Annotated in this window: 16 protein-coding genes; 5 read left to right on the top strand and 11 right to left on the bottom strand. The window is 64.0% G+C overall.

From position 1 onward, the window contains the following. Nucleotides 1–93 precede the first annotated feature (93 nt). From GWK63_RS00795 to GWK63_RS00815, 5 genes are all read right to left on the bottom strand, one after another. Complete coding sequence (locus GWK63_RS00795; protein ID WP_007397047.1) at nucleotides 94–876, bottom strand: succinate dehydrogenase iron-sulfur subunit; 783 nt, start codon at nucleotides 874–876, stop codon at nucleotides 94–96. 26 nt (nucleotides 877–902) lie between these two features. Next, nucleotides 903–2,714, bottom strand: coding sequence for a succinate dehydrogenase flavoprotein subunit (gene sdhA / locus GWK63_RS00800; RefSeq protein WP_112209822.1), 1,812 nt, complete (start codon nucleotides 2,712–2,714; stop codon nucleotides 903–905). Nucleotides 2,715–2,814: 100 nt separating this feature from the next. Next, nucleotides 2,815–3,246: a succinate dehydrogenase, hydrophobic membrane anchor protein gene (sdhD, locus tag GWK63_RS00805; RefSeq protein WP_007397045.1), complete on the bottom strand. Its 432-nt coding sequence runs from the start codon at nucleotides 3,244–3,246 to the stop codon at nucleotides 2,815–2,817. A 2-nt stretch (nucleotides 3,247–3,248) separates the two neighbouring features. Beyond that, nucleotides 3,249–3,641 (bottom strand): succinate dehydrogenase, cytochrome b556 subunit, encoded by a 393-nt coding sequence (sdhC, locus tag GWK63_RS00810; RefSeq protein ID WP_007397044.1) that lies wholly within the window; start codon nucleotides 3,639–3,641, stop codon nucleotides 3,249–3,251. A 253-nt stretch (nucleotides 3,642–3,894) separates the two neighbouring features. Beyond that, nucleotides 3,895–4,914, bottom strand: coding sequence for an aspartate-semialdehyde dehydrogenase (locus GWK63_RS00815; protein WP_007397043.1), 1,020 nt, complete (start codon nucleotides 4,912–4,914; stop codon nucleotides 3,895–3,897). A gap of 281 nt (nucleotides 4,915–5,195) precedes the next feature. Between GWK63_RS00815 and zwf the strand changes: the two genes are divergently transcribed. Further along, on the top strand, nucleotides 5,196–6,746 hold the full coding sequence (gene zwf / locus GWK63_RS00820) for a glucose-6-phosphate dehydrogenase (protein ID WP_034926906.1): 1,551 nt from the start codon (nucleotides 5,196–5,198) through the stop codon (nucleotides 6,744–6,746). Nucleotides 6,747–6,970: 224 nt separating this feature from the next. Here the strand turns inward: zwf and GWK63_RS00825 are convergent, their stop codons facing one another. The 4 genes from GWK63_RS00825 to GWK63_RS00840 all read right to left on the bottom strand — a co-directional run bounded on the left by GWK63_RS00825 (nucleotide 6,971) and on the right by GWK63_RS00840 (nucleotide 9,054). Continuing rightward, a complete protein-coding gene (locus tag GWK63_RS00825) occupies nucleotides 6,971–7,507 on the bottom strand; it encodes a Spy/CpxP family protein refolding chaperone (RefSeq protein ID WP_007397039.1) in 537 nt (178 codons plus the stop codon). Between the two features lie 58 nt (nucleotides 7,508–7,565). Next, nucleotides 7,566–7,901 carry a hypothetical protein gene (locus GWK63_RS17380; protein ID WP_099963272.1) on the bottom strand — a complete coding sequence of 112 codons (336 nt, stop codon included), beginning with the start codon at nucleotides 7,899–7,901 and terminating at the stop codon, nucleotides 7,566–7,568. 86 nt (nucleotides 7,902–7,987) lie between these two features. Beyond that, a complete protein-coding gene (locus tag GWK63_RS00835; RefSeq protein ID WP_034926912.1) occupies nucleotides 7,988–8,635 on the bottom strand; it encodes a 2OG-Fe(II) oxygenase in 648 nt (215 codons plus the stop codon). Nucleotides 8,636–8,715: 80 nt separating this feature from the next. Next, nucleotides 8,716–9,054: a carboxymuconolactone decarboxylase family protein gene (locus tag GWK63_RS00840; protein WP_039998492.1), complete on the bottom strand. Its 339-nt coding sequence runs from the start codon at nucleotides 9,052–9,054 to the stop codon at nucleotides 8,716–8,718. Between the two features lie 120 nt (nucleotides 9,055–9,174). Between GWK63_RS00840 and zapE the strand changes: the two genes are divergently transcribed. The 4 genes from zapE (at nucleotide 9,175) to lpdA (ending at nucleotide 16,780) form a co-directional block, all read left to right on the top strand. Beyond that, nucleotides 9,175–10,377: a cell division protein ZapE gene (gene zapE, locus GWK63_RS00845; protein ID WP_039998491.1), complete on the top strand. Its 1,203-nt coding sequence runs from the start codon at nucleotides 9,175–9,177 to the stop codon at nucleotides 10,375–10,377. Between the two features lie 343 nt (nucleotides 10,378–10,720). Continuing rightward, nucleotides 10,721–13,594 carry a 2-oxoglutarate dehydrogenase E1 component gene (locus tag GWK63_RS00850; RefSeq protein WP_007397033.1) on the top strand — a complete coding sequence of 958 codons (2,874 nt, stop codon included), beginning with the start codon at nucleotides 10,721–10,723 and terminating at the stop codon, nucleotides 13,592–13,594. A 123-nt stretch (nucleotides 13,595–13,717) separates the two neighbouring features. Beyond that, nucleotides 13,718–14,977 carry a 2-oxoglutarate dehydrogenase complex dihydrolipoyllysine-residue succinyltransferase gene (odhB, locus tag GWK63_RS00855; protein ID WP_007397032.1) on the top strand — a complete coding sequence of 420 codons (1,260 nt, stop codon included), beginning with the start codon at nucleotides 13,718–13,720 and terminating at the stop codon, nucleotides 14,975–14,977. Nucleotides 14,978–15,046: 69 nt separating this feature from the next. Continuing rightward, a complete protein-coding gene (gene lpdA, locus GWK63_RS00860; protein WP_039998490.1) occupies nucleotides 15,047–16,780 on the top strand; it encodes a dihydrolipoyl dehydrogenase in 1,734 nt (577 codons plus the stop codon). Between the two features lie 258 nt (nucleotides 16,781–17,038). On the opposite strand, the gene GWK63_RS00865 is transcribed toward lpdA, so the two are convergent. Beyond that, entirely contained in the window at nucleotides 17,039–18,766 is a 1,728-nt protein-coding gene (locus GWK63_RS00865; protein ID WP_007397029.1) for a putative bifunctional diguanylate cyclase/phosphodiesterase, read from the bottom strand. 50 nt (nucleotides 18,767–18,816) lie between these two features. After that, nucleotides 18,817–21,039: an EAL domain-containing protein gene (locus GWK63_RS00870; protein ID WP_112209826.1), complete on the bottom strand. Its 2,223-nt coding sequence runs from the start codon at nucleotides 21,037–21,039 to the stop codon at nucleotides 18,817–18,819. Nucleotides 21,040–21,094 lie beyond the last annotated feature (55 nt).

Genomic DNA, 21,094 nt, shown 5'->3' on the forward strand with positions numbered 1-21,094 from the left:
CGGCCGTCCTTTCAGCTGGGTGGATATGAAAAAGGCGCCGGATTTTTCACATCCGGCGCCTTTCACGTCAATCAGGAATGTATCAGCCGGGCATCAGGCCTTGCGTTCAAGCTGCAGTTCCTTGATCCGCCCGATCGCCTTGGCGGGGTTCAGGCCCTTGGGGCAGGTCTGGGTGCAGTTCATGATCGTGCGGCAGGCATAGAGCTTGAGCGGATCTTCCAGCGCATCCAGCCGGTCGCCCGTGTGCTCGTCACGGCTGTCGGCAATCCAGCGATAGGCCGCAAGCAGCGTTGCCGGGCCAAGGTAGCGGTCGCCATTCCACCAGTAGGACGGACAGGAGGTGGAGCAGCAGAAGCACAGGATGCATTCCCACATGCCATCCAGCTCGGCCCGTTCCTCGATGCTCTGGCGGCGCTCGGAATCCGGCGGCGGCAGGGTGTCGGATTTCAGCCACGGCTCGATCGAGCGCAGCTGGGCGTACGCCCCGTCCAGATCCGGCACCAGATCCTTGATGACCGGCATGTGCGGCAGCGGGTAGATCGCGATGTCCCCCTCAATGTCCCGGATGGGCTTGAGGCAGGCCAGCGTGTTTTCCCCCGCGATGTTCATCGCGCATGACCCGCAGATCCCCTCGCGGCAGGAACGCCGGAAGGTCAGGGTTGAATCCACATCGTTCTTGATGTGGATCAGCGCGTCGAGCACCATCGGCCCGATCTTGTCCAGGTCGATCTCGTAGGTATCGACCACGGGGTTCCTGTCGTCATCCGGGCTCCAGCGATAGATCCGGAAGTTCTTGACATTGCTGGCGCCGGGGGTGGCCGTGAAAATGCGGCCTTTGCCCACCGTGCTGTTCTTTGGCAGTCTGAATTCGACCATCGTCTCGTTCCTTTTCCGCCGTTACGTCAGTAGACGCGCTTCTTGGGGGGGAAGACCTGCACATCGTCGGTCAGCGTTTTCATGTGCACGGGGCGGTAGCTAAGCGTGACATCGCCCGCCTCATTCATGTGGGCGACGGTGTGCTTCATCCAGTTCTTGTCGTCACGGTCGGGATAGTCGTCATGGGCCTGGGCCCCCCGGCTTTCGTGACGGGCATCGGCGCCGGCCATGGTGACGGTGGCGTTGGCCAGCAGGTTCTCGAACTCGAGCGCTTCCATAAGGTCGCTGTTCCAGATCAGCGAGCGGTCATTGATCGAGATGTCAGGGATTTCGGACCAGATTTCCTTGATCTTCTCCACACCCTGCGCCAGGCTTTCGGTGTTGCGGAACACGGCGGCATGCTTCTGCATGGTGCGCTGGAGCTTGCCGCGCATGTCGGCCACATGCGTCTCGCCCTTGGCGTAACGCAGGCGGTCGAAGCGCGCGATCGCGGCATCACCCGCACCCGGCGGCAGCGGCCGGATGGTCTCCTCGCTCTTGATGGTGGCGGCGGCGCGCTGGGCTGCCGCACGGCCAAACACCACAAGGTCCAGAAGCGAGTTGGTGCCAAGGCGGTTCGCGCCATGCACGGACACGCAGGCCGCTTCGCCCACGGCCATCAGGCCGGGCACCACCGCATCGACATCGTCCGCCGTGGGGCGGATGACCTCGCCATGATAGTTGGTGGGAATGCCGCCCATGTTGTAATGCACCGTCGGCAGCACCGGCACCGGTTCCTTGGTCACGTCGATACCGGCAAAGATGCGCGCCGTTTCCGAAATGCCGGGCAGGCGTTCATGCAGGATCTCGGGACCGAGGTGCTCCAGGTGGAGCATGATGTAGTTCTTCTCCGGCCCGCAGCCACGGCCTTCGTTGATCTCGATGGTCATGGCGCGCGAGACCACGTCACGCGATGCCAGGTCCTTGGCCGTGGGGGCATAGCGTTCCATGAAGCGCTCGCCCTTGGAGTTGGTCAGGTAGCCGCCCTCGCCACGGCAGCCTTCCGTCAGCAGGCAGCCCGCGGGGAAGATGCCGGTGGGGTGGAACTGCACGAACTCCATGTCCTGCATGGGCAGTCCGGCACGGATCGCCATGCCGCCGCCATCACCCGTGCAGGTATGGGCGGAGGTGCAGGAATGATAGGCGCGGCCATAGCCGCCTGTGGCCAGCACGACCTTCTGTGCGCGGAAGCGGTGCAGCGTGCCGTCTTCCAGGCACCAGGCCATGACGCCACGGCATGCGCCCTCTTCATCCATGATCAGGTCGATGGCGAAGTATTCGACGAAGAATTCGACGTTATGCTTGAGGCACTGCTGGTACAGCGTGTGCAGGATGGCATGGCCCGTGCGGTCGGCGGCGGCGCAGGCGCGGGGCACGGGGGCCTCGCCATAGTTGCGCATGTGGCCACCAAAGGGGCGCTGGTAGATCTTGCCATCTTCCGTGCGGGAAAAGGGCACACCCATGTGCTCGAGTTCCTGCACGGCGGGTACGGCCTCGCGGCACATGTATTCGATGGCGTCCTGGTCGCCCAGCCAGTCCGATCCCTTGACGGTATCGTACATGTGCCACCGCCAGTTGTCCTCGGCCATGTTGCCAAGGGAGGCACCGATGCCGCCCTGTGCGGCCACGGTATGGCTGCGGGTGGGGAAGACCTTGGTCACGCAGGCGGTCTTGAGGCCGGCGGCCCCCATGCCCAGCGTGGCCCGGAGGCCGGAGCCGCCGGCGCCGACGACAACCACGTCATATGCGTGGTCGACAATCCTGTAGGAGCCGGTGAGTGGTGAAGTGGTCGCGTTCATTTCTTGGACGTGTCCCGATGCTCGTTCGGACGGCCAGCGGCCTGCGCCGCCTGCCGGCCCGCGAATGTCATGTTCTGCGCGAAAGGGTGGCGCCGGGGCCTCAGCCCGCGGCGACGCGTCCCTTCGTGCTACCGGCAAGGGCCAGCTTCAGCACGGAAACCGTGCCGAACAGCCCAAGAAGGAAGACGATCCCCTTCATCAGCAACCCTGCGGGCAGGTGCGCCTTGCCATGCACGTAGTCATCGATGATGACCTGCAGCCCAAGCTGGGTGTGATAGAAGGTCAGGATCACCAGTGACAGCATCATGGTGGTGTTGAACGGACGGGCACCCCACTTCGCCACTTCCGGCTGGGATGCGCCCGCCAGGCGGAACACCTGGATCACGAACCAGCCCGACAGCGGCACAAGCGCGACCGCCGATGCGCGTTCCGCCCACCAGTGGCCCACCCCGGCCTGACCCGAACCCAGGCCGCGCGCGCGCGACAGCTGGGAACGCATGACCGTGATATGCGGCTTCTTCATGTTGCTCATGGTCAGGATGCCTTCTTGCGGGAACGACAGATCGCAACACCAAGGATGGTGGTGACCAGCGCCAGCGTGGTGCCTAGCGTCACACCCACCGCCACGGGGCCATCCTCGTTGATTTCCTTCTTGGAGAAGCGGTAGCCGCTGTCCCACGCAAGGTGGCGCAGCCCCGCCACGAAGTGGTAGACCAGCGCCAGCGCCCACCCGGCCAGCAGCAGCTGCCCCAGCGGGTTGCCGGTGACCTTCTGCACCTTGCTGAAAGATTTGGGTCCCTTCGCCGCCGCGCTGATCCAGCACAGGCCAAGTGCCGAGCCGCCCGCGGCTGCAACACCGGCGGCGCGGTTCGCGATTGAAAGGAACATGGAAAGACGGAAGCGGTAGACCTGGAGGTGTGGGGACATAGGCCGCCTGGTCAGAGTTCCGTCGCTTCGCTGCCCTACATAGAGCGCATCACGGACATCCTGCATGGTCGTCTCGTCAATTTCCCTGTTATGGCTTCGGTTTGTTCCGTTGCCTTGTCTGAATTCGGTCCTACGCCTGGCGGAAGGCCGGGTCAACGCACGCCCGGAACACGAGGTTGAGAGACACAGGCCCGCCCCCACGGCGGTACAGCCCCGCCAGACTGCCATCCAGGCCCGTCCGGCGGGGTGTCGTTCAGTGCCCGAGCAGGTCGAGTGCGACCATGGTCTCGGCAATCTGGACCGCGTTCAGCGCGGCCCCCTTGCGCAGGTTGTCGGCCACGCACCAGAACCCGAGTCCGTTGGGCACGGTGGGGTCGATGCGCAGGCGCGAGACATAGGTCGCATCCTCGCCCGCGACTTCCAGCGGGGTGGCGTAACCGCCATCCTCGCGCTTGTCGTGCAGCACCACGCCGGGGGCCGTGCGCAATGCAGCGCGCGCGCGTTCGATATCAACGGGTTCCTCGAATTCCACCGTTACGGCCTCGGCATGGCCAATAAACACGGGAACCCGCACGCAGGTGGCGAAAACCGCGATGTCGGGATCAAGGATCTTGCGGGTTTCCACCGCCATCTTCCACTCTTCCTTGGTCGCGCCGTCATCCATGAAGCGGTCGATGTGGGGAATGCAGTTGAAGGCGATCTGCTTGGTGAACTGCTCGCCCTTCAGCGGGTCGCCCACCAGGCTGCCGCGTGACTGGTTGAACAGTTCGTCCATGCCGCTTTTGCCCGCACCCGCCACCGCCTGATAGGTGGCCACCACGACGCGCCTGATCGTGAACAGGTCATGCAGCGGCTTCAGCGCCACCACCATCTGGATGGTCGAGCAGTTGGGGTTGGCGATGATGCCGCGCTTGGCCTTCTTCACATCATTGGGATTGACCTCGGGCACCACCAGCGGCACATCCGGCTCCATGCGGAAATGCGAGGTGTTGTCGATCACGATGCACCCCGCCTTGGCCGCGCGGGGCGCGTGCACGGCCGAAACCGCCCCACCGGGGGAGAAAAGGGCGACATCCCATCCGGTAAAGTCAAAGGTTTCCAGGTTCTGGACCTTCAGCACCTTCTTTTCGCCAAAGGAGACTTCCTTGCCCGCCGAACGGGCGGATGCCAGGGCCACGATCTCATCCACAGGGAACTGGCGCTCGGCCAGAGTCTTGAGGATTTCGCGCCCCACAGCGCCGGTGGCGCCCACCACCGCAACGCGGTAACCCATAATCTTCTTTCCTGTCCTGTCATGCCGGCCCATCCGCAAGACCGGAATGCGCCGTAACTCTAGCGACACCTAGAGCCTGCGCCCCAAAGGTGCAAGCAGCACGACCCGCGTCAAACCGGGAATCGAATCGGGGGTAAGGTCAAGGTTGCATGCCCCATGCGGTGGTAGGCATTGCCCATCGGTGCGTGCCGGGTGCACGCTTGATCCATTGCGCCGGCGCGCGGGCGGTTCATGCCGCCTGTCCGCCATGCGGCGCACAGGCAAGGACGGTTAGAGAGATCATGCCCCTATCAGCTGACACTTCCACAACATCCGCCCCCGTGGCCCCGCTTCCGGTAACGCCCGCGGGCGTGCGCCCCGCACCCGCATGCACCCTTGTCATATTCGGCGCGCATGGTGACCTGACCAAGCGGCTGCTCATGCCAGCACTCTACAACCTGGCGGGCAACCGGCTGCTGGACGGGAATTTCCGCATCATCGGCGTGGACCGCGTGGACAGCACCACCGGACAGTGGCGCGACGGGCTGGCCGCGATGATGCAGTCCTTCACCACCGACCCCAATGCCGAGTTCCATCCCGCCCATATCGATGCCGCGCAGTGGGGCTGGCTGGCGGAGCGGCTGGAATACGTGCGGGCGGATTTCACGGATGTGGATGCCATCCGCGCGCTGGGGGAAAAGCTGCCTGGCAATGCCATTTTCTACCTTGCCATTCCCTCGCGCTTCTTCGCCCCCGTGGTGGAGACGCTGGGCCGCGCGGGCGTGGTGGCGCAGAAGGATGGCGCGTTCCGCCGCGTGGTGATTGAAAAGCCCTTTGGCTCCGACCTGGCCAGCGCGCAGGAACTCAACCGCCGCGTGCTGGCGGTCCTGGACGAGTCGCAGGTCTTCCGCATCGACCACTTCCTGGGCAAGGAGACGGTGCAGAACATCCTGGCCATGCGATTCGGCAACCTGATCTTCGAGCCGCTGTGGCGCAACGAATATGTGGACCATATCGAGATTACCGCCGCCGAGACCATTGGCGTGGAACAGCGCGGCGCGTTTTACGAACCCACCGGCGCGCTGCGCGACATGGTGCCCAACCACCTGTTCCAGCTTTTTGCCATGGTGGCGATGGAGCCGCCCAACACCTTCGATGCCGAAAGCGTGCGCAACGCCAAGGAACAGCTGTTCGAGGCCGTGACCCCGATCGACCCGCGCGATGCGGTGCGCGGGCAGTACGCGGCGGGCACGGTGGAAGGCAGGCCGATGGTAGGCTACCGTGAAAGCCCGGGCGTTTCCCCGCACAGCAATACCGAGACCTATGTGGCGCTCAAGCTGCATGTGGAGAACTGGCGCTGGGCGGGGGTACCGTTCTACCTGCGCACCGGCAAGGGGCTGGGTGGCCGCCGCACCGAGGTGGTGGTCCAGTTCCGCAAGCCGCCCATGCTGATGTTCCGCAATACCGAGACGGCTGACCTGCCGCCCAACCGCATCATCCTCAACATCCAGCCTGCGCAGGGGCTGACGGTGGAACTGGGGGCCAAGAAGCCGGGACCGGAAATGGACCTGACCGACGTGCAGGCCCGCTTCCGTTACGAGGACGTTTTTGCCGCCAGCCCCAATGTCGGCTACGAGACCCTGCTGTATGACTGCCTGATTGGTGATGAGACGCTGTTCCAGCGCGCCGATAACATCGAGGCGGCCTGGAAGGCGGTTGACCCCGTGCTGCAGGCCTGGGCGCAGGACCGGGCGGGGCCGGAACCGTATGCCGCCGGTACGACCGGCCCGAAGGGGGCGGACGACCTGCTCCAGCGCGACGGGCGGGCATGGTACCCGCTTGACGGAGCCTGAATGACGGAAGTTTCTGGGTGTCGCCTTTTTTTAAAAAGGCGGCGTTCTTTCGAAGCTTCTGCAAAAAGCTGCACCAAAAACCTTCTTTGATTTTAAAGCGCTATCATGAGCTGACTTATCAGACAGTCTCTTATTTTCCCAACCTGATATGAAAAAAGCCCACCCCGTTACAGGGTGGGCTTTTTGTACGGCGGCGGGTCATCCCGCCTGTTTCCGGCCCGGTATTACTGGGCGGCGGGCGCGGCCGTGCCGGTCTGGGCCGCCGCGCGGGCCTGCTGCTGTTCGGCATGCTCGGCGTCCCCCTGCGTGAACAGGGTGTCGGCGTTCTTGCGCTGCTTCTTGCTGAAGCTCTGGTACAGCGTGGCGAAGGCGGAATTCAGGGTCTGCATGTCATGCGCGCGCTCTTCCACCAGTTCGGCATAGGACTGCATGTTCTCCACCGCGTTCATCTGCGGCAGTTTTTCGCGGCGCGTCTCGATGGCGTCATGCAGGCGCTGGCCGTTGGTGCGCATGTCCTCGGCGAAGGGAGTCCAGAGGGCTTCCTGCTTTTTGGTGATGCGGAGCTGGTCATGCAGGGCCTTGATATGGGCTTCCACCTGCTCGGGCTCCGGGTCACGCGGGGTATGCGCGAGGGAGGCGGTCGGGTTGGCCTGGGGGGCCTGCGTCTGGGTGGCCGGTGCCTGGGTGCCCGGTGTCTGGGCCATGGCAAGGGCAGGCAGCATGAACAGGGCGGCGGCAGGCAGGAAACGACGGAACATCATGATGTGTAGTGTCCTTGGCGGGATATTGGAGGAAGAGGGGCTGGCTGGCGCCGCGCGCTCAGTAGCCACCACCATACGGGTAATAGGCCGGCGGCGGCGGGGGCGGGGGCGGCGCGGGGTAATAGGCGGGCGGGGGCGCTACCGCGCCACGTTCCGCCATGGCGCTGCCCAGCATGGCACCGACCGCAAGCCCCGCAAGTCCGCTGCCCACCGCCAGGCCCGCACCGCCGCCCCGGCGGCCATCATGCCAGCCGCCCCGTCCGGGCGGCGGCCCGCCATGCCACTCCCGACCACCCCGGAAGGGCTGGGCATGGGCCGCGGGCGCGGCCGCTGCCATGATGCCCAGCGCCAGACTGGCGGAAAGGAGGGATGCTGTAAGTTTGTGCAGGTGCATGGCGCTTGAAAACCTCGACATGTCGTAAAACCGGGTAACGGGACCACAATGGTCCGTGCTCGTGTCGAAACGATGGCCGTGCGGGCCTACGCCACCCATGGCAACCGTTTTGTCAGGGCGGAGAGCCGGTGGCGGCGCAGTTCGCTGCGCGCACGGGCGTCGTTTGTCATGTAATTGAGCTGGATGGTGTAGCGCGGCCCGACATAGGGCCGGTGGCCATGCCAGGTATCCGGCCCGTTGGGGAAGACCAGCAGCGTGCCGTTCACGGGCGGGATCTCGGCGGCGAAGTCTTCCAGGTCATCCGGGCCGCGCAGCAGGCGCAGGCAGCCTTCGTGGCGTGACCAGGCCTCTCCTTCGCTGTCCCCGTTCAGGTACAGCAGCACGGTCACCCGCTTGCTGTCGGAATCGCGGTGGATGCGCCCGTCCCGCGCCCGCGTGCGGCCGCGCAGGGTCAGCATGGTGGGCGCGGTATCAAGGTCCAGCCCGAACTTGCCCGCGATCAGCCCGCGCAGGCGTGGACCCTCCAGCTCTGTCACAAGCCGTGACATGAGCGGGGAAAGGTCCAGCGCCTCGGGTGGGAAAGACCCGCCGGAGCGGATCAGGGGCAGGCTGGCCGCAAGGGCGTGCAGGTCCGCCGCCCCGATGAAATGCGGCACCACCACATGGGCGAATGGCGTGCGGGAGACGGGTGCCGCCTCGAACGCCGCATAGTCGGGGGTGACGGGCTGGATCATGCCATCCTGCAGGCGGGGGTTGGTGGACAGGGCCGAGACTACGGCCAGATCGGCTCCCCCGCAAGGCATGACCGCGCGGCTTACGGCACGACCGTATCCACCGCGTCCAGCACGCGGCTGGAATAGACCACGGCGGCACCCGCGTTCAGCGCCACGGCAACGCCCAGGGCCTCGGCAATTTCCTCCCTGCTGGCGCCCGCCTTCACGGCGGCGGTGGAATGGACGGAGATGCATCCGTCGCACCGCGTGGTGACGGCAACCGCCAGTGCGATCAGTTCACGGGTCTTGGCATCCAGCCGGCCGGTTTTCGTGGCCGCGCCGTCCAGCGTCTGGAGTCCCTTCAGCGTGTCGGGGGACAGGGTGGCAAAGGCGTGGATGGACTCGCCCAGATGGGCGCGGTAGGCGTTCCAGTCAGTCATCACAAACTCTCCATTTCGGACCCTTTGAGTTCACCAGATGGAGAGAACCCCTGTCAAGACACAGTTTGGCGAGTTTGTGCCCTTGATGGGGTTTTTTTAACGGACTATCGCCAGATTATTATGGATACGGACATAGCCCCCGCCCGCCCGTCCACTGCGGCGCTGCCCGCAGGCACCGGCCCCTTCGCCGCCTATGAGGCCCGCGTGGCTTCTGGCCGTCTTGATCGTGATCCCGAGCAGGAAAAGGCTGCCCGCAGGCTTGACCGCCTGTGGCGGGAACTGCGTGACTACCACCCCGTGGTCCAGCAGGCCGCGCCACAGGCCACGGGCTGGCTGGGCGGGCTGAAGGCGCGCCTGGGCCTGGCCCCGCGCCCCGCCACCGAAAAACCCCGTCCGCGCGGCGTCTACATGGTGGGGCAGGTGGGGCGGGGCAAGACCATGCTCATGGACCTGTTCTTCAGCCTTGCCCCGGTGGAGCACAAGCGCCGGGTGCATTTCCACCGCTTCATGCAGGACGTGCACCAGCGCCTGCACGATATGAAGGAAGCCGACCCGGACCTTGCCGATCCCATCCCGCCGCTGGCCCGCCAGATCGCGCAGGAGGCGTGGCTGCTGTGCTTTGATGAATTCCAGGTCAATGACATAGCCGACGCCATGATCCTTGGCCGCCTGTTCGACTACCTGTTCGCCGATGGCGTGGTGGTGGTGGCCACGTCCAACACCCGGCCCGAGGACCTGTTCCAGGACCGTCCCGGCGCCGATGCCTTCAAGCCCTTCATCGCCGCCATCCTGAAGGAAGTGGATACCGTCATCCTCGATTCCCCGCGTGATTACCGGCGCGGCAACGCGCATGGCATCCAGACATGGATCATCCCCGCCGATGACGCGGCGCGCAGGGCGCTCGACTCCGTCTTTACCCGTCTTGCCGCCGGTGCGCCGGTTATTCCCGTCACGCTTGACGTGATGGGCCGCAGCCTGAGGGTGGCGCAGGCGGCAGGCCCGGTCGCCCGCTTCTCCTTCGCCGATCTGTGCGGCAGGCCGCTTGGGGCGGGGGACTATCTGGCGCTGGCCACGCGCTTCCCCAACCTTGTGCTGGACGGCGTGCCCCGTATGGGGCCGGACAATTTTGACGAAGCCAGGCGGTTCATCGTCCTGATCGACACGTTGTACGAACAGAACGTCAAGCTGTTCGCCTCCGCCCAGGACAGGCCCGACGCCATCTATGCGAAGGGCCAGGGGGCGACCGCCTTCGAGCGCACGGCCTCGCGGCTGGAGGAGATGCAGAGTGCCGCCTACATGCGGCTGCCGCACCTGAACGCCTAGGCGGCTGGAATGGCGGCAGGGTCACGCCATCGTGACGGTTATGGCGGTGGTGTGACTGCCGGGGCGGTAGGCAAGCGGCACCGTCTTTGCTTGGGTATGGGCAAGTTCGCATCAGCCGGGCGCGTGGCTGCGGATAAGGATGTTTTGCAGCGCCCCGTCCCGCCATCCGGGGCAGGCACGAAAATGTCAGTATGCGCGGCAAGCAGACCTGCTCCTGATGAATGATGGCGGCACCCGGCCAAGGGTGCGGCTAGGGTAGCGATACAAATCGGGCCGGTGGAAGTCTGGCCGGACCCGAAAATAGCGCGGCCACAAAGGCCGCCAGCGAGGAGATGTCTTCAATATGGCGGGCGTAGATATTCTTTCGACCGCATTCAGCGGTGCCAATACGGCCTATCTGGCCGAATTGTATGCACGCTGGGTGGCCGATCCCAACAGTGTCGATCCTTCCTTTGCCTCCCTGTTCCAGGAACTGCATGAGGAAGGGGCGGAAATCGTTCATGATGCGGAAGGCGCCTCCTGGGCGCCGCGCCCGCATATCATCACCGGCGATGAACCGGCCCCCGTGGCTGGTGGCAGGCCGGCGGGCGTCACGGCCGAAGGGCTGAAGGCGGCGGCCGATGACAGCCTGCGCGCAACGCAGCTGATCCGCGCCTTCCGCGTGCGCGGCCACCTGGAGGCCCGGCTTGACCCGCTGGGCCTGCAGGTGCCCAAGCCCCATGCCGACCTGGACCCGGCCACCTACGGCTTCGGCCCCAAGGATCTGGACCGCCCGATCTATCTTGGCCATATCGTCGCCAGCCTGATCGGTTCGGACACCGCCACCATCAATCAGGTGCTTGATGCCCTGCGCGCGGTGTACTGCGGGCCGATCGGCGCCGAGTTCATGCATATCCAGGACCCCGAGCAGCGCATGTGGGTGCAGGCGCGGCTGGAAGGCGACAACTGGCGCAAGGGGGCCTCGCCGGAGCAGAAGAAGGTCATCCTCCAGCAGCTGACCGAAGCGGAAGGTTTCGAGGCCTTCTGCCAGAAGCGTTACGTCGGCACCAAGCGCTTCGGCCTTGAGGGCGAGGACGTGACCATCCCCGCCCTGCACGCGATCATTGACCAGGCGGCCGCCGGCGGCGTGCGCTCGGTGGCCATCGGCATGCCGCACCGTGGTCGCCTGAACACGCTGGTCAACATCGTGCGCAAGCCCTACACCGCCATCTTCAGCGAATTCGCCGGTGCGTCCTTCAAGCCCGATGACGTGCAGGGGTCGGGCGATGTGAAATACCATCTCGGCACCTCCACCGATGTCGAGATTGGCGGAACGCCGGTCCATATCTCGCTCCAGCCCAACCCCTCGCATCTCGAGGCGGTGGACCCGGTCGTGATCGGCAAGGTCCGCGCGACGCAGGATGACGATGACCACACCCAGCGCGGCCGCCACATGGGCGTGCTGCTGCATGGTGACGCGGCATTCGCGGGCCAGGGCATCGTGTACGAGACGCTGGCCATGTCGCAGCTGATCGGCTACCGCACGGGTGGCACGATCCACGTTGTGGTCAACAACCAGATCGGCTTCACCACCGTATCGGTCCATTCCTTCTCGGGTCTGTACTGCACGGACGTGGCCAAGGCGGTGCAGGCCCCGATCCTGCATGTGAATGGCGACGAGCCGGAAGCGGTGATCTACTGTTCGCGCCTTGCGGCCGAGTTCCGCCAGAAATTCGCATCCGACGTGGTGCTGGACATCGTGGGCTACCGCCGCCACGGCCATAACGAGTCCGATGAGCCGTCCTTCACCCAGCCCACCATGTACAAGGCCATTGCCGCGCGCCCGACCATCCGCACGCTGTATTCCGACCGTCTGGTGCGCGAAGGCGTCGTGACCGAGGCGGACGTCACGGCCGAGTGGGATGGCTTCCACAACAAGCTGGAAGAAGCCTATCAGGCGGCACAGGGCTACAAGCCCAACAAGGCCGACTGGCTGGAAGGCGCGTGGAAGGGCCTCAAGCCGCCACCGGTGGACACGACACTGCCCGCGCCGGAAACCGGTGTGGCCATTGACCGGCTGAAGGAAGTCGGTGCGGCGCTGGCCCATGTGCCCGATGATTTCAACGCCAACCCCAAGATCGTCCGCCAGCTCAAGGCCAAGGCCAGGATGTTCGAGACGGGTGAGGGGATCGACTGGGCAACGGGTGAGGCGCTCGGCTTCGGCACCCTGCTGCTGGACAGCCACAAGGTCCGCCTGTCGGGCGAGGACTGCCAGCGCGGCACCTTCAGCCAGCGCCATGCGGTGCTGATCGATCAGGTCAACCAGAACACCTATGTCCCGCTCAACAACATTGCCAAGGACCAGGCGGCAATCGAGATCTACAACTCGCTCCTGTCCGAGTTCGGCGTGCTGGGCTTTGAATACGGCTATTCGCTGGCCGATCCCAACGCGCTGGTGCTGTGGGAAGCGCAGTTCGGTGACTTTGCCAACGGCGCGCAGGTCATCATCGACCAGTTCATCGCATCGGGCGAGACCAAGTGGCTGCGCATGTCCGGTCTGGTGATGCTGCTGCCGCATGGTTACGAGGGGCAGGGGCCGGAGCATTCCTCCGCACGTCTTGAGCGCTACCTCCAGCTGTGCGCCGAGAACAACATGCGCGTGTGCAACCTGACCACGCCCGCCAACTATTACCATGCGCTGCGCCGCCAGCTGTTCCTGGACTACCGCAAGCCGCTGATCATCATGACGCCCAAGTCACTGCTGCGCAACAAGCTGGCGGTGTCGGAGCTGAAGGATTTCGGGCCGGGCACGCGCTTCCTGCCGGTGATTGGCGAGATCGACCCGATTGCCGCGCCGGACAAGGTCGAGCGCGTGGTGATCTGCTCGGGCAAGGTCTATTACGACCTGCTGACCGAGCGCCGCGAGCGCAAGCTGGACAATGTGGCCATCCTGCGCCTGGAGCAGTTCTATCCGTTCCCCGAAAAGATGCTGGCCGAGGAACTGGCCCGCTACAAGCAGGCCAAGGTGATCTGGTGCCAGGAAGAACCGGAAAACATGGGGGGCTGGAACTTTGTCGATCGCCTGATCGAAGGCGTGCTGACTTCCGTGGGCCACAGGAGCACGCGGCCCACCTATGTCGGGCGCGTGGCGGCCGCAAGCCCGGCCACGGGTCTGGCCAGGGTGCATGTTGCCGAGCAGGCGGCGCTGGTGAACAGGGCGCTGGGTGTCAGCGCCTGACCGCCAGCGGACGGAACCATAAAGCGTACGGGGGCGGCGGTCCGGCCGTTCCCCTGAATAATGATAAGGCCGTCCCGGCGCGTCATTGAGGCGTCAGGACGGCAAGGGATTGGGAAACAAGAGATGTCTGCCGAGATCAAGGTACCGACACTGGGTGAAAGTGTTACCACAGCAACCGTCGCCAAATGGCTGAAGCATCCGGGCGATGCGGTGAACGAAGACGATCCGTTGGTGGAACTGGAAACCGACAAGGTCAGCGTGGAAGTGCCCGCCCCGCAGGCCGGTGTGCTTGGCCCGCTGCTGGTGCCCGAGGGTGAGGAAGTGGAAGTGGGCACCGTGCTCTCCACCATCGAGGCAGGCAGTGGCGCGGCCCCGAAGGCCGCCGCCGCTCCGGCCCCGAAGAAGGAAGCCGCGCCCACCGGCGTGCAGGCCCAGCCCGTGGCCAGCGGTCCGGTTGCCCGTCCGGCCACCCCGGCCTCCGACATCGCGGCACAGGGCGCCGCCGCCGTTGCTTTCCCCAGCGCGCGCAAGATCATGGCCGAGCAGGGTGTTTCCCCGGCGCAGGTCGGCACCGGCACCGGCAAGGATGGCCGCATCACCAAGGGTGACGTGCAGAGCTTCCTGGCCCAGCCGCGCGCGGCCCAGCCCGCCGCCGCCCCGCGTCCGCCCCGGCAGGATGACCCGCGTGAGGAACGCGTGAAGATGACGCGCCTGCGCCGCACCATCGCGCGCCGCCTGAAGGACGCCCAGAACACCGCCGCCCTGCTGACCACCTTCAACGAGGTGGACATGTCCGGCGTGATGCAGATGCGCGCCGAATACAAGGACCTGTTCATCAAGAAGCATAACGGCGTGAAGCTGGGCTTCATGTCCATCTTCAGCCGTGCCGCGATTGCCGCGTTGCAGGAATTCCCGGCCATCAATGCCGAGATCGACGGCGATGACGTGATCTATCGTGAGTTCGTCAACCTTGGCATTGCCGTGGGCGGCCCCAACGGGCTGGTCGTTCCCGTGATCCGCGATGCCGACAAGATGAGCTTCGCCCAGATCGAAGGGGCCATCGCGGGCTTTGGCAGGAAGGCGCGCGAAGGCACGCTGAAGATTGATGAACTGTCCGGTGGCACGTTCTCGATCACCAATGGCGGTATCTATGGCTCGCTCATGTCCACGCCCATCATCAACGCGCCGCAGTCGGCCATCCTGGGCATGCATGCCATCCAGGACCGCCCGGTTGCCGTGAACGGGCAGGTGGTGATCCGCCCGATGATGTATATCGCGCTGACCTATGACCACCGTATCGTGGATGGCAAGGAAGCGGTGAGCTTCCTTGTGCGCGTCAAGCAGAACGTGGAAGACCCGCGCCGTCTGCTGCTGCAGGTCTGATTGCCTGCCGGGGCCGTGCGCGTGCATGGCCCCCAAGCGCAACCGCAACGCAAGCAGGACAGAAGAGACATGACAATCGACATCAAGGTGCCCACGCTGGGCGAGAGTGTGACCACGGCCACGGTTGCCAAATGGCTGAAGCAGCCCGGTGACAGCGTGAACGCCGATGACCCCATCGCCGAACTGGAAACCGACAAGGTCAGCGTGGAAGTACCCGCCCCGCAGGCGGGCGTGCTGGGTGCCCATGCCGTAAAGGAAGGGGATGAGGTCGAGGTCGGCACCGTACTGACCACGCTCACGCCCGGTGCCGGTGGCACGGCGGCTGCACCCGCACCCGCTGCTGCCAAACCGGCCCAGCCCGCGGCACCGGCCGCGGCACCCGCTGCCGCCAAGCCTGCCGCGCAGCCGCCGGCGGAGACGGATTACGATGTGATCGTGATCGGCGCGGGTCCGGGCGGGTATGTATGCGCCATCCGCGCCGCCCAGCTTGGCTTCAGGGTGGCGTGCGTGGAAAAGCGCGCGACGCTGGGGGGCACCTGCCTCAATGTGGGCTGTATCCCCTCCAAGGCGCTGCTGCAGCAGTCCGAGAACTTCCATGCCGCCAAGGATGAATATGGCGAGATGGGCATCATCATCGACAGCGTGAAGCTGGATCTGGCGAAGATGATGGCGCGCAAGCAGTCCGTGGTCGAAGCCAATGTGAAGGGTGTCGAGTTCCTGTTCAAGAAGAACAAGGTCACCTGGCTCAAGGGCACCGGCAAGGTTGAGGGCACCGGCCGGATCACGGTTGACGGCAAGCCGGTCACGGCCAGGCATATCGTCATTGCCAGCGGCAGTGACAGTGCGGGCCTGCCGGGTGTTGAAGTGGACGAAAAGCAGATCGTCACTTCCACCGGGGCGCTGGAACTTTCCGCCGTTCCCAAGAAGCTGGTGGTCATTGGCGGTGGCGTGATCGGCCTGGAGCTGGGCAGCGTGTGGCACCGCCTTGGCGCGGATGTGACGGTGATCGAATATCTCGACCGCCTGGTCCCCGGCACGGATAACGAGGTGGCCAAGACCTTCCAGCGCATCCTGACCAAGCAGGGCCTCAAGATGAAGCTGGGCCACAAGGTGACAAAGGCGGAAAAGGGTGCCAAGGGCGTCACCCTGACCGTGGAACCGGCCAAGGGGGGTGCTGCCGAAACGCTGGAAGCTGACGTGGTGCTGCTGGCCATAGGCCGCACGGCAGCCAGCAAGGGCTTCGGGCTGGAGGAAGCGGGCATCGAACTGGACAAGCGTGGCCGGATCGTGACCGATGCGCATTACGCCACCAGCGTGCCGGGCATCTACGCCATTGGCGACGTGATTGCAGGCCCGATGCTGGCCCACAAGGCCGAGGAAGAAGGTGTTGCCGTGGCCGAACTGCTGGCAGGGCAGGCGGGCCATGTGAATTACGGCGCCATTCCCGCCGTGGTCTACACCTGGCCGGAGGTCGCGACCGTGGGCAAGACCGAGGAAAACCTGAAGGAAGAAGGCGTTTCCTACAAGGTTGGCAAATTCCCCTTCACCGCCAATGGTCGCGCGCGCGCCATCGGCATGACGGACGGGTTTGTAAAGGTGCTGGCGGATTCCACTACCGATCAGGTACTGGGCGTGCACATCATCGGCCCGATGGCGGGCGAACTGATTGCTGAATGCACCATGGCGATCGAGTTCGGTGCTTCGTCGGAAGATATCGCGCGTACCTGCCACGCCCACCCCACGCTGAGCGAGGCGGTGAAGGAAGCGGCGCTGGATGTGGACAAGCGCGCCATCCATATCTGACCACAAGACCCGGGCGTAAATCGGAACCACCCGGCAGGTATCCCTGCCGGGTGGTTTTTTACAGGGTACTATATCCCTGCAGCCATGTCGGCATGCCTGTCAGGTGTCGATAAGAAATTGTTTGAAAACAACTCATTGACAAAAAAATAACAGTTTTTGGGTGCTGCCCTTTTTTAAAAAGGCGGCGTTCTTTCGAAGCTTTGCAAAAAGCTTCACCAAAAACTTCTCTATTACTTGTCAGGTATTTTACGGAATGGTTCAGTTCAGCACGGGGTTCCAGGCTTCCTCGTGCGTGATACGGATCAGTTCGCTGGCCGAAACCGCGCGTGAGATGAAGAAACCCTGCACGTAATCCACGCCCAGCTGGCGCACGGTATCGAATTCTTCCTGCGTTTCAACCCCTTCCACCGTCACGGCCAGATTGTAGCCATGGCCCAGCTTGATGAGGGAAGCCAGAAGGCTGCGCGCCTTGTCATCGGTATCGATATTGCGCACCAGGCAGCGGTCAAGCTTGAGCGACTGCAATGGCAACTCGCGCAGGGTGGACAGGCGCACCGTGCCATAGCCGAAATTGTCCATCGCCAGCCCGAACCCGTCTTCCGCCAGTCCGCGCAGGCGCAGGCGGCTTTTTTCCGCGCGCCGTCCCTGCAGCATCTGTTCGGTCACTTCCAGCATGAAGGTGCTGGGGTCAAGGTTGAGCTGCCGGATCTCGCTGAACAGGTCGATCTGCTGCTCCAGGTTAAGCAGGTCCAGATGCGACAGGTTGACCGCCAGCCGCAGGCTGGGCAGGCCCGCTTCCTTCCATTTCTGGATATCATCATGGAAGGACTGTACCAGATGCGTCTCCATGATCTGGGCCAGGGCGGAATCGGCAAAGACATCGGTAAAGGCACCGGCCGACAGCAGCCCGCGCTCGGGGTGGTGCCAGCGCATCAGCGCTTCTGCCTGCTCGATGCGGCCGGTACGGGCATTGAGAATGGGCTGGTAGTAAACCTCGAACTGTTTCTGCACCACGCCCTTGCGGGCTTCTTCCAGTATCTTGGCGCGCTCCATCGTGGTCTTGTGCAGGCTGGGCGTGAACATGCGCGCCTGCTTGCCGCCTGCCTGCTTGGCGGCATAGACCGCCACGTCGGCATTTTTCTGCAGGCCCTCCATCGTGTCCTCGCTGGTGATGGGGGTCGCGCCGATACTGCCGGAAATGCGCACAGTGGCACTTTCCAGCATGATCGGTTCTTCCAGCAGGTTCTGCAGTTTGGTCAGGATGGTCTCAAGTGGCGTGATCTTCAGGCTTTTATGCAGGATCAGGGCGAATTCATCCCCGCCCAGCCGGCTTATGGCGTCCTGCGTGCCCACCAGTTCGATCAGGCGTGTCGCGATGGTCTTGAGTACTTCGTCACCCGCATGGTGGCCATGGATGTCATTGACCGGCTTGAACCCGTCCAGGTCGAACATGACCAGGACCTGCGGGTCGGGATCGCGCCGCTTGCTGGCTTCCACCGCCGCGACCAGGCTGGCATTGAAGCCGCCGCGGTTGAGCAGCCCGGTCAGCATGTCGGTCGCGGCCTGTTTTTTCAGCCGGACCTTGGTGTTCATGAGTTCGGTGATCTCGAAACGGGTCGCGACGAACCCGCTGATCTCGCCCCGTGCGTCATGGTGGGGAATGATGGTGGTGGCCACCCAGTAGTGGCTGCCATCCTTGGCCCGGTTGCACAGGTTGCCATGCCACGTCTTGCCCGCGTAAAGCGTGCGGTACATGTCACGGAAGAAAGACTTGCCGTGCTCCCCCGAATTCAGGATGCGGTGGGTATGGCCCAGCAGTTCCTGACGGGAATACTGGCTGATCTGGCAGAACTTGTCATTGACATAGGTAATGATGCCCCGGCGGTCGGTTACGGCCACGATCAGTACGTTATCAACCACGTCCGCCCAGAAGTCGGCATCTTCATGCGTAAGGGCGCGAAGCCTGTTATCATGCTGGGCGGACATTCTGTTACCTCGAAAACGGATCGGAAAACCGGGGCGGGCCTGATGATAAATTAGGACGGTTTCTTCTTGGTTGAAACAGTTTTGGCAGCCTTGGTATCGGGCAGGATGGCGCGGATCGTCTGGTGGTGCTTCACCCATTTTTCCAGGTCATCGGGCGCCAGCGGCTTGGCGAACAGGTAGCCCTGCATCACGTCGCAGTTCAGTTCCTCCAGCAGGGCGCGCTGCTGCTCGGTCTCGACCCCCTCGGTCACCACGGTCATGCCAAGGCGCGAGCCGATGCCGATCACCGCCATGGTCACGGCCTGGGCATTGGTGTCGTATTCGAAATCGTTGATGAAGCTGCGGTCGATCTTGATCTCGGTCAGCGGCAGGCGCGTCAGGCGCGAAAGCGATGAATAGCCGGTGCCAAAATCATCCATCGACAGCCCGCAGCCCAGGTTGCGGATGGACTGGAGCACCTCCTCGGTGTCGCTGCTGCTGTCCATCATCACGCTCTCGGTAATTTCCACCGTCAGGCGCGAGGGCTTGAGGTTGTGGTCCTTGAGCAGGGCGGCAATATGCTCGGGCAGCGCGCGGTTGCGGAAATGCACCGCCGACAGGTTGACCGCCACGGTCGGCACGTACACCCCGTCGCCATCCCATTTCACGATCTGGCGGCACGCTTCCAGCAGGGACCACCGGCCAATGGCCTCGATCTGCCCGGTTTCCTCCGCCACGGCGATGAAGCGGGAGGGGAAGATGTTGCCCAGATGCGGATGGTGCCAGCGCGACAGGGCCTCCACCCCGCTCAGTTCCAGCGTATGGGTGCGCACCTGCGGCTGGTAGTGCAGGTTCAGCATGCCCTTGGCCAGGGAATCGCGCAGGGCGGAACCCAGCACCAGCCGGTCCTGCGCCACCTGGTTCTTTTCCAGGTTGGCGAAGCGGAAGGTGCCGCGCCCGTCTTCCTTGGCCTGGCGAAGGGCCACGTCGGCAGTGCTCAGCAGGGACTCGCTGTCCGGTCCGTTGTCGGGATAGGTGCTGATGCCGATGCTGCACGAGATGGTGAGCGTGTTTTCACCAATCTGCATCGGCTTGGCGATGGTGGCGAGCAGGCGCTCGGCAAAGGCGGTGGCTTCCTTGTTGGGGCAGTTGGGTACCACGACCACGAACTCGTCCCCGCCAGAGCGGCTGACCACGTAGCCATCAAGCGAAATGGCACGGATGCGGGCCGCGATCTCGACCAGGAACTGGTCGGCATAGACATGGCCCAGCGCGTCGTTGATATCACGGAAGCGGTCGATATCGAGCATGAAGATGGCGAACTGCCGGTTGCCATCCTGCTTGCTGATCATGCTCTCGATCACCTTGTGCACCGAAGATCGGTTGAGCAGGCCGGTCAGGCTGTCAAAATTGGCAAGGTGGGAAATATGTTCCTTCGTTGCATTCTGCTCAAAGGCCAGCGCGCAGAAGGGAATGCACGAATCGACAATGCGCTGTGGCCATGTGTTGCGGCCCTGGTCCTCACGCGCATAGAGGGCGAAAATGCCCTGCACCTGTCCCGACCGCGTCTTGACCGGCGTGCAGAAACACTGCTGCAGCCCCAGCGATATGCCCAGCGAGCGGTAGCTGTCCCATATCAGGCGGGTGGTGTAATTGGGGTCAAGCCGCAGTTTTTCCTGTTCGGACGGGGAAATGAACAGGCTTTCAAGCGAGGTACGATACCGTTTGGGCAGGGTTGGGCTGGCCAGGACACGCAACTGCCCGCTGGGGGCGATCAGCATGAGCACGGCCACCGTGCCGGGCACGAAGCTTTCCACGCGGCGGCACAGCAGGTCGGCCACGTCCTGGATCAGCATGTCGCTGGCCAGCGCCTGCAGCACGTCGTTCTGCAGGATCAGGATCTTGCGCTGCTGGCTCTCGTCGGTGACATTCTTCATCACCCCCATGTAGAAAATGCGCCCGGTATCCGTGATGACCTTGGAGAGCGAAAGCTCGCCACACACATATTCCCCGTTCGCGCGCGTGAACTCGACTTCCCGCGATGTACCGACAATGCGGTTGAGCCCACTTTCACGATTGCGGTCTATGAAGGCGTCATGCCCGGCACGATGCAGGGCGGGCACCAGCACGTTCACGTTCTGACCAAGTACCTCTGCCTTGTCCATGCCCCATAGGTTGGCCGCAGCATTATTGAAAAAGATGACGTCATTCCGGTCATCGATAATAATGGTTGCGTCTATCGCCTGTTCCAGTGCCGAAAGCAGGACTTCAGCACTCAGGTTGGGCTGTGACATCGGGTTACCTCGCAAAAGGGACAAGGCCGGACTGCCGCGACCCGGCATGGTGGCG

The sequence above is a fragment of the Komagataeibacter rhaeticus genome (assembly GCF_011611525.1).
Taxonomy (GTDB): Bacteria; Pseudomonadota; Alphaproteobacteria; order Acetobacterales; family Acetobacteraceae; genus Komagataeibacter; species Komagataeibacter rhaeticus.

What these genes read in the sequence shown, in the direction of transcription:
- GWK63_RS00795 (WP_007397047.1), bottom strand. Translation starts at nt 876, where the DNA reads ATGGTCGAATTCAGACTGCCAAAGAACAGCACGGTGGGCAAAGGCCGC.
- sdhA (WP_112209822.1), bottom strand. Translation starts at nt 2,714, where the DNA reads ATGAACGCGACCACTTCACCACTCACCGGCTCCTACAGGATTGTCGAC.
- sdhD (WP_007397045.1), bottom strand. Translation starts at nt 3,246, where the DNA reads ATGAGCAACATGAAGAAGCCGCATATCACGGTCATGCGTTCCCAGCTG.
- sdhC (WP_007397044.1), bottom strand. Translation starts at nt 3,641, where the DNA reads ATGTCCCCACACCTCCAGGTCTACCGCTTCCGTCTTTCCATGTTCCTT.
- GWK63_RS00815 (WP_007397043.1), bottom strand. Translation starts at nt 4,914, where the DNA reads ATGGGTTACCGCGTTGCGGTGGTGGGCGCCACCGGCGCTGTGGGGCGC.
- zwf (WP_034926906.1), top strand. Translation starts at nt 5,196, where the DNA reads ATGCCCCTATCAGCTGACACTTCCACAACATCCGCCCCCGTGGCCCCG.
- GWK63_RS00825 (WP_007397039.1), bottom strand. Translation starts at nt 7,507, where the DNA reads ATGATGTTCCGTCGTTTCCTGCCTGCCGCCGCCCTGTTCATGCTGCCT.
- GWK63_RS17380 (WP_099963272.1), bottom strand. Translation starts at nt 7,901, where the DNA reads ATGCACCTGCACAAACTTACAGCATCCCTCCTTTCCGCCAGTCTGGCG.
- GWK63_RS00835 (WP_034926912.1), bottom strand. Translation starts at nt 8,635, where the DNA reads ATGATCCAGCCCGTCACCCCCGACTATGCGGCGTTCGAGGCGGCACCC.
- GWK63_RS00840 (WP_039998492.1), bottom strand. Translation starts at nt 9,054, where the DNA reads ATGACTGACTGGAACGCCTACCGCGCCCATCTGGGCGAGTCCATCCAC.
- zapE (WP_039998491.1), top strand. Translation starts at nt 9,175, where the DNA reads ATGGATACGGACATAGCCCCCGCCCGCCCGTCCACTGCGGCGCTGCCC.
- GWK63_RS00850 (WP_007397033.1), top strand. Translation starts at nt 10,721, where the DNA reads ATGGCGGGCGTAGATATTCTTTCGACCGCATTCAGCGGTGCCAATACG.
- odhB (WP_007397032.1), top strand. Translation starts at nt 13,718, where the DNA reads ATGTCTGCCGAGATCAAGGTACCGACACTGGGTGAAAGTGTTACCACA.
- lpdA (WP_039998490.1), top strand. Translation starts at nt 15,047, where the DNA reads ATGACAATCGACATCAAGGTGCCCACGCTGGGCGAGAGTGTGACCACG.
- GWK63_RS00865 (WP_007397029.1), bottom strand. Translation starts at nt 18,766, where the DNA reads ATGTCCGCCCAGCATGATAACAGGCTTCGCGCCCTTACGCATGAAGAT.
- GWK63_RS00870 (WP_112209826.1), bottom strand. Translation starts at nt 21,039, where the DNA reads ATGTCACAGCCCAACCTGAGTGCTGAAGTCCTGCTTTCGGCACTGGAA.